At 66.8% G+C, this 15,893-nt stretch carries 16 protein-coding genes; 13 read left to right on the top strand and 3 right to left on the bottom strand.

The window, feature by feature from the left end:
• Nucleotides 1-329: 329 nt before the first annotated feature.
• From ACWDPV_RS11075 to ACWDPV_RS11065, 3 genes are all read right to left on the bottom strand, one after another.
• Nucleotides 330-623, bottom strand: coding sequence for a hypothetical protein (locus ACWDPV_RS11075; RefSeq protein ID WP_449742986.1), 294 nt, complete (start codon nucleotides 621-623; stop codon nucleotides 330-332).
• Nucleotides 620-1,237, bottom strand: a complete 618-nt coding sequence (locus ACWDPV_RS11070; protein WP_449742985.1) for a recombinase family protein — start codon at nucleotides 1,235-1,237, stop codon at nucleotides 620-622. Before ACWDPV_RS11070 ends, ACWDPV_RS11075 begins: the two co-directional genes overlap by 4 nt.
• Nucleotides 1,238-1,540: 303 nt before the next feature.
• The gene (locus ACWDPV_RS11065) at nucleotides 1,541-2,419 is read right to left on the bottom strand and encodes a D-hexose-6-phosphate mutarotase (RefSeq protein ID WP_449742984.1); all 879 of its coding nucleotides are present in this window, start codon (nucleotides 2,417-2,419) and stop codon (nucleotides 1,541-1,543) included.
• A 65-nt stretch (nucleotides 2,420-2,484) separates the two neighbouring features.
• On the opposite strand from ACWDPV_RS11065, the gene ACWDPV_RS11060 reads away from it, so the two are divergent.
• The 13 genes from ACWDPV_RS11060 (at nucleotide 2,485) to ACWDPV_RS11000 (ending at nucleotide 15,880) form a co-directional block, all read left to right on the top strand.
• Nucleotides 2,485-3,909 carry a carboxylesterase/lipase family protein gene (locus ACWDPV_RS11060; RefSeq protein ID WP_449742983.1) on the top strand — a complete coding sequence of 475 codons (1,425 nt, stop codon included), beginning with the start codon at nucleotides 2,485-2,487 and terminating at the stop codon, nucleotides 3,907-3,909.
• 136 nt (nucleotides 3,910-4,045) lie between these two features.
• Nucleotides 4,046-5,485, top strand: a complete 1,440-nt coding sequence (locus tag ACWDPV_RS11055; protein WP_449742982.1) for a glycosyltransferase 87 family protein — start codon at nucleotides 4,046-4,048, stop codon at nucleotides 5,483-5,485.
• A 14-nt stretch (nucleotides 5,486-5,499) separates the two neighbouring features.
• Complete coding sequence (locus ACWDPV_RS11050; protein ID WP_449742981.1) at nucleotides 5,500-5,913, top strand: TIGR02611 family protein; 414 nt, start codon at nucleotides 5,500-5,502, stop codon at nucleotides 5,911-5,913.
• Nucleotides 5,914-6,080: 167 nt separating this feature from the next.
• A complete protein-coding gene (gene thrS, locus ACWDPV_RS11045; protein ID WP_449742980.1) occupies nucleotides 6,081-8,168 on the top strand; it encodes a threonine--tRNA ligase in 2,088 nt (695 codons plus the stop codon).
• Nucleotides 8,161-8,739 carry an HIT family protein gene (locus ACWDPV_RS11040; RefSeq protein WP_449742979.1) on the top strand — a complete coding sequence of 193 codons (579 nt, stop codon included), beginning with the start codon at nucleotides 8,161-8,163 and terminating at the stop codon, nucleotides 8,737-8,739. Before thrS ends, ACWDPV_RS11040 begins: the two co-directional genes overlap by 8 nt.
• Nucleotides 8,740-8,773: 34 nt before the next feature.
• Complete coding sequence (gene pgsA / locus ACWDPV_RS11035) at nucleotides 8,774-9,487, top strand: phosphatidylinositol phosphate synthase (RefSeq protein WP_449742978.1); 714 nt, start codon at nucleotides 8,774-8,776, stop codon at nucleotides 9,485-9,487.
• A complete protein-coding gene (locus ACWDPV_RS11030) occupies nucleotides 9,480-10,397 on the top strand; it encodes a phosphatidylinositol mannoside acyltransferase (protein ID WP_449742977.1) in 918 nt (305 codons plus the stop codon). Before pgsA ends, ACWDPV_RS11030 begins: the two co-directional genes overlap by 8 nt.
• Nucleotides 10,394-11,518, top strand: a complete 1,125-nt coding sequence (locus tag ACWDPV_RS11025; protein WP_449742976.1) for a glycosyltransferase family 4 protein — start codon at nucleotides 10,394-10,396, stop codon at nucleotides 11,516-11,518. Before ACWDPV_RS11030 ends, ACWDPV_RS11025 begins: the two co-directional genes overlap by 4 nt.
• A 61-nt stretch (nucleotides 11,519-11,579) precedes the next feature.
• The gene (locus tag ACWDPV_RS11020; RefSeq protein WP_449742975.1) at nucleotides 11,580-12,101 is read left to right on the top strand and encodes an NUDIX hydrolase; all 522 of its coding nucleotides are present in this window, start codon (nucleotides 11,580-11,582) and stop codon (nucleotides 12,099-12,101) included.
• Between the two features lie 206 nt (nucleotides 12,102-12,307).
• Entirely contained in the window at nucleotides 12,308-13,156 is an 849-nt protein-coding gene (pdxS, locus tag ACWDPV_RS11015; RefSeq protein ID WP_449743008.1) for a pyridoxal 5'-phosphate synthase lyase subunit PdxS, read from the top strand.
• 81 nt (nucleotides 13,157-13,237) lie between these two features.
• Nucleotides 13,238-14,236, top strand: a complete 999-nt coding sequence (locus ACWDPV_RS11010) for a PP2C family protein-serine/threonine phosphatase (protein WP_449742974.1) — start codon at nucleotides 13,238-13,240, stop codon at nucleotides 14,234-14,236.
• A gap of 14 nt (nucleotides 14,237-14,250) precedes the next feature.
• Nucleotides 14,251-15,003, top strand: a complete 753-nt coding sequence (locus ACWDPV_RS11005; RefSeq protein ID WP_348803644.1) for an FHA domain-containing protein — start codon at nucleotides 14,251-14,253, stop codon at nucleotides 15,001-15,003.
• 436 nt (nucleotides 15,004-15,439) lie between these two features.
• Nucleotides 15,440-15,880, top strand: coding sequence for a response regulator transcription factor (locus ACWDPV_RS11000; RefSeq protein ID WP_348803645.1), 441 nt, complete (start codon nucleotides 15,440-15,442; stop codon nucleotides 15,878-15,880).
• Nucleotides 15,881-15,893: the final 13 nt, after the last annotated feature.

The raw sequence follows: 15,893 nt of genomic DNA, 5'->3' as shown, positions 1-15,893 counted from the left end.
CCCGCTCCTTCAGCTCAACGCTGTACTTCCGTGGTGCTGCCATACTCTCCATCCTTCACAGATTCGAGAGCCTCCGACAAACCCGGGGCGATTCATCCGGTACACCGAACGTCTCGTCGAAGCTGATGCAGCGAATTCTGTTGGCTTTAAAGGTGATTGCCTACGCGATGCGATGGCCTTAGGGGCTCAACTCGTTGTTCAAGCCGAGCGCATCCGCCACCACCCAGTCCGCACCGTCCTCAATCTCGCAGGTCCGAGTCGCATCGACTTTGCAATAGCCCGGGGCCTCCCACTCGGCGGTGCATGAGCAGCCGCTGTCGGCCCAGGAGTCAGTGCCTCGACTGCCGCCGGAATCCGTACAGGGCGGCACGGTAGCCGCGTTCATAACTCTGCTTGATGTCGGGGATCCGGCCGTCGGACAATGCGGTTGCGGCGTGATGTGTGGCCCAGGCGCGCGGCATCGACGCGAGATAGCTTGCGGCGTCATCATATCCGCGCTGGAACTCCACGGCGTCGACGGTCGGATCGGCGAGCGTGGGATCGGCGAGTGCGCTATCCGTCCCGACCGACTTGGCGTTAGGGAAGGTGGGTAGGGACAGGACGCGGGGCCCGCTCGTGGTCATCGTGTGGTCCTCTTCTCGGCGAGTGTTCGATACAGGGTGGCGCGGCTCACCCCGAGGGTGGCCGCGATCGTGGGCACGGGATCTCCCTTGGCGCGCATACGTTTCGCGAGTTCCACCTGATCGTCGGTGAGAACACGCGGGCGGCCGAGGGACGGACCACCGTGGCCGGGAGCGCGGATGCGGGCACGTCCGCGTGCGGCGTGGGCCTCCTCGTCGACGACGGCCAGCGACGCCAGAACTCCGACGATCATCGCGCCCGCGTCGTCGGCGGTGGTCAGTCGTTCACGTAGAGCGCGGACCCCGAGTTCGCGCGCGGCGAGGAGGCGAAGCGTCGACAAGACCTCCGGCGTGGTGCGGCCGAGGCGGTCGATCCCGATCACCACGACGGTGTCGCCGGCGCGCGCGTAGTCGAGGAGTGCGTCAAAGCCTGGCCTCGGCGCGTCGGGTGCACCGGCACGCGTTTGGTCGGTGTACACGCGGGCCGGTGGCACGCCGCCCTCGACGAGTGCGTCGATCTGGGATTCGAGTGTGGAGTCCGCCGACGACGCATCCGTACCCGCGCGCGCATAGCCGAGCATCATCCCGGCGGGCGCCGACGGGCCGATGGAGGTCATGACGCAGACTCTATCTCAAAAGGCTGCGACTCGATAACGCGACACAGCAACTTATGAGACAAGCGGGTGCACCCGACTCGCTGCTGTTGATTACTCGCCGAGAGGAGTACTGCCTGCTGTCATCAAACCTGTAGGCGCCGAAACATCCGACTCTCCGTGACGTCGGTTGTCGCATAAATATCCATCGTATTGAGCAGCTGAGTTATGAGATTTACGGCACGCGGATATAGCCCGAGACGCCTGACGAGGCACTACCCCGGCCGGTCATGGCCGATGGGCTGATGGTTCGGTCCGGAGCCGAACTCAGTGCGTCGACAGTTCTGACACCGAGATTCTCTGCCACATCGAGTGTGTGTCACCGGCCGGCACCCGCACGGCGTCCGGGCCGACGTTCGCTGCCTCCACGCACACGAACTCGCGCCAGTGGGTGCCGACGTCGGCCATGTCCGCGGCGCTCGCCTCGCCGGGGTTCCAGACGACCGCGCTGCGCGCGGACCGTGCCGTCACCGTGATGGCCCTGCGAAGGCCCGGATCGATGAGTCGATAGCGCCCGCCGGCGCCGGGATACACGCGGTCGCTGCGTGGGAGGTCGCGGGGGAGGGACCAATCACCCTGTTGCTCATGGGATCTCATACCGTCGAACTTGTCCAGATAGGCCAGTCCGGATAGGCCTTCCACGCGGATCCGGGTGGCGTCGGAGACCTGGAAGTAGTTGTGAAAGGCCTGGGTGATCGTGGCCGGCTCACTTCCGGGATTGTGGGTGTGCATGCCCGACTCGAGATGGGTACCCACATGAATCGTCATCCGCAGGCCGAGGCCGAGGTGGTCGAGGCCGGTGGGCGCGAGTTCCAGATCGACGCCACCCGAATCGGTGCGTCGACCATCGATCAGCGCCCACGTCGCGGTACGCGCATAGCCGTGCGACGGGACGTCACCGGTCTGACCCTCCCGCGCGAAGTACGGCCAGCACAGCGGCACACCACCGCGAATCGGTGTCGGCAGCGCGGAAAGCTGCGGCGACACCCACAGCACATCGGTGTCGGATCCGGCCGGAACAAAGGAGATCACCTGTCCGCCGAAGACGGCGATCGCCGCGGTGGCGTCAGTGGTCTCGATGCAGAAGGCGTCGAGGCCATGCACCGTTCCCCGGCGCACGCCGTCGATGTCGACTGAAGGGTTCACCGGTTCAGCGTGGCACAACCTGACACGGAACACCCCGTACTCGTGATCGCGTAGCGTCGATCACTGTGACCCACATCGACGTCCAGGCTCCCGTTGTGACCACTTCCACCGGTCGGGTATCCGGCCTCCTCGACGGCGGGATTTCGTCCTACCTCGGAATCCCCTATGCCGCACCGCCCATCGGGCCTGCGGCGTTCGCGGCGCCGCTGCCGCCGATCGTGTGGGACGGCATCCGGCCGGCCACCGACCACGGTCCGACCGCCCCACAGGTCGGATATCCCGCACCGATCGCGGCGCTCCTCGACAACGTCATCGTCGCGGGTGACGACTACCTGAACCTCAACGTCTGGACCCCGGATCCGGGCGCGAGTGGACTACCTGTGATGGTGTGGATCCACGGCGGAGCGTTCATCCGCGGCTCCAATCGCATCGAGATGTACGCCGGCGACACGTTCGCGCGTGACGGCGTCGTCTGCGTCGGGATCAACTATCGCCTCGGGGCGGTCGGGTTCGCATCCATCGACGGGGCGCCGGAGAACCGTGGGTTGCTCGACCAGCTCGCCGCACTGCGATGGGTGCGCGACAACATCGCCGCCTTCGGTGGCGATCCCGACAACATCACGGTCTTCGGCGAATCGGCCGGAGCGATGAGCGTTGCGTCGCTACTGGCGTCGCCGATGGCCACCGGGCTGTTCACCCGGGCGATCATGCAGAGCGGTAACGGGTCCGCCGCCGCAGACCCGGCCGACGCCCGCAAGCTCACCGCTCGAATGGCCGCCGTTCTCGGTGTCGACGCCACCGCCGAAGCATTCGGGGCACTCGGTATCGACGCGCTGCTGAGTGCGCAAACCCAGGTGGCACTGGAACTCATGGTCAACCCCGACCCCGAACTCTGGGGCGAGTCGATTGTGGCGACGGGCATGGGGATCATGTCGCACTTCCCGGTCGTCGACGGCGAGGTGCTCACGGCAGTACCCCACGAGTCGATCGCGGCCGGGTCGGGCGCCGACCTCCCGCTGCTGGCCGGGTGGAACGCCGACGAGTTCCGGTTCTTCATGGTTGCCACCGGGGGCGCGGGCGCCGTCACCGAGGAGGCCGCCTCGGCGATTCTCGGACGCAGCCATGGCGGCCTGGAGTTTCTGCGGTCTCGGCTCGACGTCGGTGTGACTCCCGGGGACGCGGTCAGCGAGGCGCTGACGGCTCGCGCGTTCTCGGCACCGACGACCGCCATCGCCGCCACTCGCCCGAAGGGGTCCACCCACCTGTACGAATTCGGCTACCGCAGTCCGCAGGCCGACATCCAGGCCGGTCACGCGGTGGAGATCCCATTCGTCTTCGATCACCTCGCAGCCGCACATCCGCTGGTTGGTCCCGAACCCGATCAGGGTGTTGCGGACGCCATGCACCGCGCGTGGGTCGACTTCGCGATCGGCGGTGACCCAGGATGGTCTGGATACCGGAGTTCGGCTGACATCAAGCATTTCGGCTGACATTCACCGGCTCGCGGACCCTGGATTTCGGAGAAACCCACTGATTTCCGGCAATTCCCGGCGGAATTCTTCGGCAACCGGAACGCCACGACGATATGTGTTCTGAGCTGCGCGGTAAGCGTCGTACGGTAGTGGCATGTCGGTCAACCGCACCACATCCACCGACCGCGGGAATCGCCGATCGATCGGCTGGGGGCTGGTCGTCAGTGGCGCGGTCGTCGCCGTAGCGGTCGTGATCTGGCAGGTCACCGTCATCCCGCACTCGAATCCGTTCTACGGGCTGTTCCACAACATGACCGACCTGAAGGTGTACCGCGCCGGCGCGGACACCGTCGTCCACGAGACTTCGCTCTACCAACACCCGGTGTGGTCTCGGCTGGAATTCACCTATCCGCCGTTTGCCGCAGTGGTGTTCGTGCCTTTTGCCCTCATGTCCCTACCCGTGGCGAAGATTGTGTGGTGGGCCGCGATCTATCTCGCACTGGTGGCCGTCGTGATCCTGGGATTCCGGTCGCTGGGATATCGGGCCGATCGTCGTCTGTGGCTGTTCGCGTTGGTGGCGGCCGTGTCGGTGACGGCACTCGAGCCTGTGCGAACGACCATCTGGCTCGGTCAGATCAACATCTTCCTGATGTTGATCGTTCTCGCCGACCTCGTCTTCTGCGACCTGCGGAAACCTCGCTCGAAGCTGCGTGGCGCAGGCGTGGGCATCGCCGCCGGGCTCAAACTCACCCCGGCATTCATGGTGGTTTACCTCCTCGCGGTGCGGCGGTTCCGGGCCGCCGTGGTTGCGGGCGCTGCGTTTCTCGCGACCGTTGTCGTCGGCTTCATCGTCATCCCCGGCGACGCCCTCGATTACTGGACCGACTACGTCGGTGGTGCGTCGCGGGTCGGGCGGGTCGATTCGCCCGCCAATCAGTCGGTGAACGGATTTCTGTCGCAGTTGTTGGCCTACTTCGACATCAGCCGCTTCCGCCACGCCTATCCCGACGGGGGGACGGTCTACGAAGCGCCGCCGTGGCTCTGGATTCCGATCGCGCTGATCGCCGCCGTGCTCGGGCTCTGGGCAGCGGTGGTCGCCTACCGCCGGGGGTGGCGACTGCTCTCGGTCACGATCGCCGCGATGACCGGGGCGACGGTTTCACCGTTCTCGTGGGGGCATCACTGGGTGTGGTTCGTACCGTTGCTCGTGGTCGCCGTCGAGGCTGCCTATCGAGGTACGCGGGACGGCCGTGGTCGCTGGTGGTGGTGGCTGGGCCCGGTGGGCATCGCTGTGTGTTCGTTTGCGTGGTCCTACAACTGGTGGGACAGCGGGCCGTATCACGGCTCCGATCACGCCATCGCGATCGGCGTGTTCATGATGCCGCGCTGGGCCGATGTGCACTGGTACGACTCACTCGCCGTGGTGGCGTATTCGGGTGCCTATCCGGCGGTTCTGCTCGGGACGATCATCGTCACGCTCGTCGTCGCACACCGCGGCGCTCCCGGTTGTGTCGGCACCGGCTCCGGTGAGGGCCCGAACCCCGACATCACCGACGATCCCGGCCGCTATCCTGGAGTCCCCACCACGACATAGGAGGACAGCCGACAGTGCGGGCCTGGCAACGACTCCGGATCTGGGCGCGCAAACGCCGCTACATCGTCCGGCGCGATCCTCGGCTGAATCTCACCTATCGGATCTCCGTCGGAGTGCTCGGTGCCCTGGTCCTGGCCGTCGGCATCTTCGCTATCCCGTATCCCGGTCCCGGGTGGGTCATCGTGTTCATCGGTCTCGGCATTCTCGCGTCGGAATTCGACTGGGCGCACCGCCTGCTGAAGTTTGCGCGCGCGAAATACGACGCGTGGATCGAGTGGATGAAGCGGCGGCACTGGTCGGTCCAGGGTCTCCTCGGGCTGGGAACCTGCGCCGTCGTGGTCGGCTCGCTGTGGATGCTCGGCGTGTTCGGGACGCTCGCCGGATGGTTCGACGTCAATGCCGGGTGGGCGCAGAGCCCCATCCTGTGAACCCGGCCCGTGGGCGAGCGGGTCGAGTCGGTGTCGCGTACCGCGGCTGGTGAATTCCGCCCATCCGGTGGCAAACCGGGGTACCTCACGCGGATACGATCAACGTCGAACCGCAAAGTCGCCGGTGCGTGAGTGAACGAACCGGCCCTGTATCGAGGAGCGTCCCCGTGCCCGACGATGTCACCGTGAGTCACCCAGCCACCGTGCGTGTGCCTGCCGGGACCACCGCGGGCACCGCGCTGCGTGAGCACGATCTGCCCAACAAGGGGCCCGAGGCCATCGTCGTGGTGCGCGACGCCGCCGGCGACCTGCGGGATCTGTCGTGGACGCCGGAACTCGACACCGACGTCGAACCCGTCGCCGCCAATACCGAGGCCGGGCGCTCGGTCATCCGGCACTCAACCGCCCACATCCTCGCCCAGGCCGTGCAAGAGCTGTTCCCGGAGGCCAAGCTGGGGATCGGACCGCCGATCAAGGACGGCTTCTACTACGACTTCGAGGTCGCCGAACCCTTCACCCCCGACGATCTCGCCGCGCTCGAGAAGAAGATGAAGCAGATCATCAAATCGGGTCAGCGGTTCTCTCGCCGTGTCTACACCTCCAAGGACGAGGCGCGGATGGAGCTGGCCAAGGAACCGTTCAAACTCGAGCTCATCGACGACAAGGGTGCCGCCGCCGACAGCGAGGTCATGGAGGTCGGCGGGGCCGAACTCACCGCCTACGACAACCTCAATCCCCGCACCGGAGAACGTATCTGGTGCGACCTGTGCCGTGGTCCGCACGTTCCCACCACCAAGTACATCGCCGCATTTCGGCTGACCCGCAGCTCGGCGGCGTACTGGCGCGGTGACCAGGCCAACGCCGACCTGCAGCGCATCTACGGGACCGCGTGGGAATCGTCGGAGGCGCAGGACACCTACCTCGAGTTGCTCGCCGAGGCCGAACGGCGCGATCACCGCAAGCTCGGTGCCGAGCTCGACCTGTTCAGCTTCCCCGACGAACTCGGATCGGGGTTGCCGGTTTTCCATCCCAAGGGCGGGATCATCCGCACCGAGATGGAGGACTACTCGCGTAAGCGGCATATCGAGGCGGACTACGAATTCGTCAACACCCCGCACATCACCAAGGGCCATCTGTACGAGGTGTCCGGACACCTCGACTGGTACGCCGAGGGCATGTTTCCTCCGATGCAGCTCGACGCCGAGTACAACGAGGACGGTTCGGTCCGCAAACCGGCGCAGGACTACTACCTCAAGCCGATGAACTGCCCGATGCACAACCTGATCTTCGGTTCGCGAGGTCGGTCCTATCGTGAGCTCCCGCTTCGACTCTTCGAATTCGGCACGGTGTACCGCTACGAGAAGTCCGGCGTCATCCATGGCCTGACCCGGGCTCGCGGTTTCACCCAGGACGACGCGCACATCTATTGCACCCGCGAACAGATGCGCGATGAGTTGCGCTCGTTGCTGACCTTCGTCCTCGACCTGCTCAAGGATTATGGCCTCGACGATTTCTACCTGGAGTTGTCGACGAGGAATCCCGAGAAATCCGTCGGCGACGACGCCACGTGGGACGAGGCCACCGAAACCCTCGCCGAGGTCGCCCGGGAATCGGGGTTGGATCTGGTGCCCGATCCCGGTGGTGCGGCGTTCTACGGGCCGAAGATCTCGGTGCAGGTGAAGGACGCGCTCGGGCGCACCTGGCAGATGTCGACCATCCAGCTCGACTTCAATCTGCCCGAGCGATTCGGTCTCGAATACACCGGTGCCGATGGCGGCAAGCACCGCCCGGTGATGATCCATCGCGCCCTGTTCGGCTCGATCGAACGATTCTTCGGCGTTCTCACCGAGCACTACGCCGGCGCTTTCCCGGCCTGGCTCGCGCCGGTGCAGGTGGTGGGTATCCCGGTCGCTGAAGCGTTCGTCGATCACCTGCAGGCGGTGATCGCCGAGCTGAAGAAGCGCGGCATCCGCGCCGAAGTCGATTACTCTGACGACCGCATGCAGAAGAAGATCCGCACCCACACCACCGGAAAGGTGCCGTTCATGCTGCTCGCGGGCGAACGCGACGTCGCCGCCGGCGCGGTGAGCTTCCGATTCCGCGACGGTACCCAGGTCAATGGGGTGCCGACGGCGCAGGCCGTCGACGTCATCGCCGAATGGGTGGCATCGCGACGCAACGAGTCACCGAGCGGGGACCTGATCCTCACCGACCCGACCTCCGCCGACGAGGCGGGTGGGAGCACCGATGGCTGACGACGCGGGCGAGTCCGGGTCGACGATCCGGGACTGCGGTACCGGCGATCCGGACCGGCTGCAGCGGCTGTGGAGTCCGCATCGGATGACCTACATCACGGCCGATCCGCCGGCGACGACCTCGTCCGGCCATCCGTTCCTCGACATCCCCACCATGAGTGACGAGGACGGGTTGATCGTGGCCCGCGGTGAGCACGTGTATGCGGTCCTCAACCTGTACCCGTACAACCCGGGGCACACCATGATCGTCCCGTATCGGCAGGTCGCCGACCTGGAGGCACTGACCCCGGGGGAGTCGGCGGAGTTGATGGCGTTCACCCAGCGAATGATCCGCATCATCAAGTCGGTGTCGAATCCGAACGCGTTCAACGTGGGACTCAACCTCGGCTACGCGGCCGGCGGGTCACTGGCCGAACACCTGCATCAGCACATCGTGCCTCGGTGGGTGGGTGATGCGAATTTCATCACCGTCGTCGGTGGGGCCAAGGTGATGCCGCAATTGCTCCGCGACACCCGCGCGCTGCTCGCCGACGCATGGACCGCGCACGCCGACACGGGAGAACAGCGATGAGTCCCTCGCGTACCGGGCGGGAAGGAGTACATCGGTGCTGAGCATCCTGGGCCGCGCTTCGGTGTCGAAGGTGACCCTGCCGATCGGTCGCGCCCTGCTGCGTACCGGGCTCACACCCGACATGATGACGGTGATCGGCACCGTCGCCACGATCGCTGCGGCGGTGACCCTGTTCCCGATGGGGCATCTGTTCATCGGCACCCTGGTCATCTGGCTGTTCGTGATGTTCGACATGCTCGACGGTGCGATGGCCCGTGCCCGCGGTGGTGGCACCCGCTTCGGTTCGGTGCTCGACGCCACCTGCGACCGCATCGCCGACGGCGCGATCTTCGCCGGACTGGCCTGGTGGTGCGTGTGGACCGAGCCGCATCAGTTGCTGTTCATCGCCACGCTGATCTGCCTGGTCACCTCGCAGGTGATCTCCTACGCCAAGGCCCGCGCCGAGGCGGCCGGGCTGTACGGCGACGGTGGCCTCATCGAACGGCCCGATCGCCTCATCATCGTGTTGGTCGGTGCGGGATTCACCGGTCTGGGTCTGTGGTGGGCGATCCACGTGGCGATGTGGCTGCTCGCTGTGGGCAGCGTGATCACGGTGGGTCAGCGGATGTTCTCGATCGCCGCCTCGCCGGGGGCGCGGGAGTTGATTCCGCTGGCCGCGCCGGCCGCTCCGGACAGCGATGCCGGGGACTCCGGCGGCAACGGCACCGCCGGTACCGCGGGCACCGACTCCACCGGCGCCGATGCTTGAGCGTGTCCGCGCGGAGCTGACCGACCTGGGGTATCGGGCCGGCTGGGCGGGGGTACGCCACGCACCCGACGGTCTTGCGCGGGCGTTGTTCGACCGTGGCGGGGCGTTCGCCGGGCGCCGCGACGGCGGCCCGGAACAGTTGCGGCGCAACCTGGCCCGCGTGATCGGGACGCCTCCCGCGCAGGTACCCGACGACCTTGTCGAGGACGCCATGCGCTCCTACGCGCGGTACTGGTACGAGGCATTCCGTCTACCGGCGCAGGATTTCGTCGCCACCGCCGCCACGGTCGACGTACCCGCCGACGACCAGGTTCGTCTCGACGCCATCCTCGATCGCGGAAAGGGTGCGATCCTGGCGTTGCCGCACACCGGGAACTGGGACATGGCCGGGGTTTGGCTGGTCCAGAATCGGGGCAACTTCGCCACCGTCGCCGAACGCCTGAATCCGGAGTCGCTGTTCCGGCGGTTCGTCGAGTACCGCGAGTCGCTGGGTTTCGAGATCTTCCCGCTCTCCGGGGGCGAACAACCCCCGTTCGGCCTGCTCGCGCAGCGTCTGCGGGCCGGCGGCATCGTCTGTTTGCTCGGTGAACGCGACATCGCCCGCCATGGCGTGCCGGTCACCTTCTTCGGTGAGCGCACCCGGATGCCCGCCGGGTCGGCGCGGCTGGCGATCGAGACCGGCGCCGGCCTGCTGCCGGTGCATCATTGGTTCACCGAGGCGCCGTATTCGCAGATCAGCTGTGGTCAGGAGATCGACGTGTCGGTCGGCGTCGAGGCCGCCACCCAGGCGCTGGCCGATGCCTTCGCCGCCAACATCGCCGCGCACCCGACCGACTGGCACATGCTGCAGCCACTGTGGGAGGCCGACTGGACCGACCGCCAGCGCGCCCGGGTGCAGGGGGCCACATGAGAATCGGGATGGTGTGCCCGTACTCCTTCGACGTCCCCGGCGGTGTCCAGGCACACGTCGTGGAACTGGCCCAGGTGTTCATCGAGCGCGGCCACTTCGTGAGTGTGATCGTGCCGACCGATCACGCCGACGAGCTACCCGACTACGTGGTCGCGGGCGGGCGCGCCCTGGCGATCCCGTATAACGGGTCGGTCTCGCGAGTGAACTTCAGCCCCAACGGATATCGGCGCCTGCGCCGCTGGATCGCCGACAACCATTTCGATGTTCTGCATGTGCACGAACCGAATTCACCCAGTCTGTCGATGATGGCGCTGATGGTGGCATCCGGTCCGATCGTCGTGACATTCCACACCTCGACGTCACGATCGTTGTGGCTCAGCACTTTTCAGGGTGCCCTGCGCCCGTACCACGAACGGATCGCGGGCAAGATCGCGGTCAGTGAACTCGCCCGTCGCTGGCAGATGGAGTCCCTCGGCTCCGATGCGGTCGAGATTCCCAACGGCGTCGACGTGGCGTCACTCGCGACTGCCCAACCGCTCGACGGTTATCCGTGGCCGGGGCGGTCGGTGCTGTTCCTGGGACGCTTCGACGAACCCCGCAAGGGCATCGACATCCTGATGCGGGCGCTGCCGACGGTCGTCGCGGCCTTCCCCGACCTGCGGGTGCTGGTGGTCGGCGGTGGCAATCAGAAGGCGTTGCGGCGGCGGGCCGGCGACCTCGCCGATCACCTCGTGTTCCTCGGGCAGGTCGACGACGACACGAAGGCGCGGGCGTTGGCATCGACCGACGTGTACTGCGCCCCGAATCTGGGCGGTGAGAGTTTCGGCATCGTGCTGGTGGAGGCCATGGCCGCGGGCGCGGCGGTCGTCGCGAGCAAGCTCGATGCGTTCCGGCGGGTGCTCGACGACGGGCGGGCAGGCACCCTGGTCGGCGTCGGCGCCGCCGACGAACTGGCCGAGGCCATCGTGGGCCTGCTCTCCGACGACGACGCCCGCGCCGCGCAGGTGGCGGCCGGTCGCGCGCGAGCGGATCGGTACGACTGGTCGCGGGTCGCCGATCAGATCATGCGCGTCTACGAGACGGTCACCGTGGGCGCCGGGTCCGTCGTGGTGTCGGACTGATGTGCGGTGACGACATCGCCGCCGGCCATCGCGGCGCGACCGGGATCCAGGGAGGGCGATCATGTCGACGGCTGTGACCGTGCTCCTCGTCGTGGCGACCATCGTGGTGGTCATCGTCGGTGGCTGGGCCTACGGGCGCGCCAATCGACTCGACCGCCTCAATGTCCGCGTCGACCTCGCCTGGCAGGCACTGGAGGCGGCGCTGGAACGGCGGACCGTCGTCGTGCGGGCGATCGCCGCTTGGATGGACGACTCCGGTGACGCCGACACCCGTGCCGCCGCCCGGACGCTGGTCGCGCGTGCCGATGCCGCCGAACACGCCGCGCGGGATCGGCGCGAGGACGCCGAGAACGAACTGTCGGTGGCCCTGGGGCACCGCGATCCCGCCGCGCGCCCACCGGCGCTGGTGGCCGAACTCGCCGACGCCGAAACCCGGGTGATGATGGCGCGACGCTTCTACAACGATGCCGTCCGTGACACCCGCAGCCTCGCCGACCGTCGGCTCGTGCGGCTGCTGCGACTCGGGGGCACGGCCAAACGACCCGAGTACTTCGAGATCGTCGAGCGGGTGACCCCGAGCTGAACCTCGGCGCTGTTTGCCCGATTGCGTCGGCACCGTCGTCCGGCGTCCGGACCGGCGATCATCATCCAATGACCCTCGCCTATCCTGGATCGGAGACGTTCGCGGCGCGCGGACATGCGAGAACGAGAAGCAGGAGAGCATCAGTGAGCCAACCGAACACCCCCATCACGGAATCAGGTCTGGGGACTGCCCGGGTCAAGCGGGGAATGGCCGAGATGCTCAAGGGCGGCGTCATCATGGACGTGGTCACACCCGACCAGGCCAAGATCGCCGAGGATGCCGGTGCGGTGGCGGTCATGGCCCTCGAGCGTGTGCCCGCCGACATCCGCGCCCAGGGTGGGGTGTCGCGGATGAGTGATCCCGACATGATCGACGGAATCATCAGCGCGGTGTCCATCCCGGTGATGGCCAAGGCGCGCATCGGGCACTTCGTCGAGGCCCAGATTCTGCAGAGCCTCGGCGTGGACTACATCGACGAGTCCGAGGTGCTCACCCCGGCCGACTACGCGAACCACATCGACAAGTTCGCCTTCACGGTTCCGTTCGTCTGTGGTGCGACCAATCTCGGTGAGGCACTTCGACGTATCACCGAGGGCGCGGCGATGATCCGCTCGAAGGGCGAGGCCGGCACCGGCGACGTGTCCAACGCGACGACCCACATGCGCAAGATCCGCGACGAGATCCGTCGCCTGACCTCCCTGCCCGCCGACGAGCTCTACGTCGCGGCGAAGGAACTGCAGGCGCCGTATGAGCTGGTCGTCGAGGTCGCGCGAGCCGGCAAGCTGCCCGTGACGTTGTTCACCGCCGGTGGCATCGCCACACCGGCCGACGCCGCGATGATGATGCAACTCGGTGCCGAGGGCGTGTTCGTCGGTTCGGGCATCTTCAAGTCCGGCAACCCCGCGCAGCGCGCGGCGGCCATCGTGCAGGCCACCACCTTCCACGACGACCCGGATGTGCTCGCCAAGGTCTCCCGCGGCTTGGGGGAGGCGATGGTCGGCATCAACGTCGACGACATCCCGGCTCCGCACCGCCTCGCCGAGCGCGGTTGGTAGCGGCGCCAGTCGGATGAACAGCGTCAACTCGGTGTGGCCTGCTGACTGTTTCGGCGTCGGCGCCGGTAGGATCTGCTGACCATGGATTCGGTGAGCATCGTCCGTGATGCGGCGACGGCGGGCACCCATTTCGTCCAGAATTTGCGGCTGGAATGGGCGGTGCGCTGCAGCGTCGGTCGGGTGCGGGAAACCAACGAGGACGCTGCGCTGGTGATGCCGGGCAAGTACCTGCTCGCCGACGGCATGGGGGGCCACGACAGCGGTGAACTGGCCAGCGAGGCCGCCCTGCTCACCCTGTCGGCGGCCGACGGTGCCGGGGAACTGATCGAGACCCAGAAATCACTGATCGATCTGCTCGACGAGGCGCAGACGCGTATCTCGGAGATCGAGACCTCGTCGGAACGCCGGGCCGGGACCACCACCACCGGGGCGTTGCTGGTGACCGTCGAGGGTGAACCGCACTGGCTGATCCTCAACATCGGGGATTCCCGGACCTACCGGTATCAGCACGGCACCCTGCAACAGCTCACCCGCGATCACTCGCAGGTCCAGGACTTCATCGACGCGGGTTTCCTGACGCCCGAGGCGGCGCGAACCGATCCGCGCCGCAACGTGATCACCCGTGCCCTCGGTGCGGGGATGATCGATCCGGTGGCCGACTACTTCAGCACCGTCGCCTTACCCGGTGACATCCTGCTGATGTGCTCGGACGGGCTGACCGGGGAACTGCCTGACGACGAGATCGCGCGGATCCTCGGTGACGCCGACACCGCCGAACGCGCTGCCGACGACCTCGTCGAGGCAGCCCTCGAACTCGGCGCCCACGACAATGTGACCGTCATCGTCGTCGAGGTCCACGAGTCGGTGGCCACGCTGCAGATACCGATCGTCGACGGGGAGGAATCGGAGGCCGATGCGTCGGATGCGTCCGACACGCCGACGACCACGGACGACGCCGGGCCGAGCGAAACCGAGCCGGACGAAACCGATTCGGTCACCTCGGATTCCGAGGCGGCTTCGGACGGGACGGATGATTCCGATGACGACGCACCGGACGCCGCGCCGACAACGGAGAAATGATCGGGACGAGTTGAATGGTTCCTGAGTACGAACCCACCGGGAGCGGCACATCGGTACCGCCGGGGATGACGTACGTCGACTACTGCGGCGAGCGATTTCCGCTGCCCGGGGACCGTCGATTCACCATCGGTCGTGAGGCCGATCTCTCCGTCGATGACAATCCATATCTCCATCGTCGATTTCTGTTGCTGCACAACGAAAACGGACTGTGGTGGCTCACCAATCTCGGCAGTCACCTGTCGGCGAGTGTGTCCGCCGGCGACGTCGGATTCTCCGCGACCCTCGGGCCGGGTGCGCGTATGCCGCTCGTGTTCGGGGAGACCACCGTCGTGTTCACCGCCGGACCCACCACCTACGAGCTGATCGTCTACGCGACGGCGCCGCAGGTGCGTCCGGTCACCGAACAGTCCTTCGCCGTCGGACGCACCACCGAGGGCGTGCCGATGCTCACCGAGAGTCAGAAGCTGCTCATCGTGGTGCTGGCCGAGGAGATCCTGCGTCGTGAGGGCACCGGTGCCAGCGCGATCCCGTCGTCGGCGAAAGCCGCTGCCCGACTGGGCTGGCCGCTGACGAAGTTCAACCGCAAACTCGACAACGTCTGCGACAAACTCGATCAACTCGGGGTCAGCGGGATGCGTGCCGGTGGCGGAAAGCTCGCGAGCAATCGTCGGGCACGGCTGATCGAGTACGCCATCTCCTCGCGCATCGTGACCCGCGACGATCTCCCGTTGATCGACGAGGAAGCGGCCCGCAACGCCGCGAGCTGACGGCGCTCTCGGACACGTTGACGGCGCTCTGAGGCGCGTTGACAGCGCTGTCGGACACGTTGACGGCGCCCGGTATCCGGTTGACCGCACTCTCGGACACGGTGACCGCGCTCAGGCTTCTTGAGGTTGAGCGCTGTCAACGTTGTGGTGAGCGCTGTCAACGTTGTGGTGAGCGCTGTCAACGTTGTGGCGGTTCCGTGTCCGAGTTGAGGGAATGACAGGGGAGCGCAGTGGGTAGTCGCGATGGGGACCATGGGTATGGTCCGGGAATCTCGTCCGAGCACCCCCTCTGACCTGCGCGTATTCCATGGGTAGAACTACCCATGGGCAGGGGAGTTCTCCCCATCGACCTTCTTGCGAAACGCTCATAACGTCTTGTGCATCGGGTAACCGAGCCCACCAACCAGAAGACACACGACACGCACAGGAGCACACGATGACCGCAGTTGTTTCGCACATCCCCGCCGGCAACCTCGCCCAGGCCGCCCGTCGTCGCGCCGAGGCCGATCGGCGTCGCACCGAGGCTCTGGCCCGTCTGGCCGCACGTCGGATGCCGCTGCCCGGTCAGCAGGCCGCTCCCGTCGCCGAGCCCCGGATTCACCTGGTCCCCGAGGCCCGCGAGCCGCAGGCCCCCGAGGTCCCGGAGCTGCCGCGCCCGAACCTGACCACCCGTGAGGTCGAGGTGCTGCGTACCTGGCTGATGGTCGACTCCAAGCCCGCGGTCGCGCAGGAACTGTTCATCTCCCTGGGCACCGTGAACACCCACCTGACCCGTATCCGCGCCAAGTACGCCGAACTCGGCCGCACCGCGCCGACCAAGGCGGCGCTCGTGGCCCGCGCGGTGCAGGACGGACTGGTTCGTCTCGACGAGCTGTGACAGGGACGCGGCG

Source organism: Gordonia sp. NPDC003504 (assembly GCF_053587995.1).
This window is presented reverse-complemented; position numbering and strand designations above follow the sequence as displayed.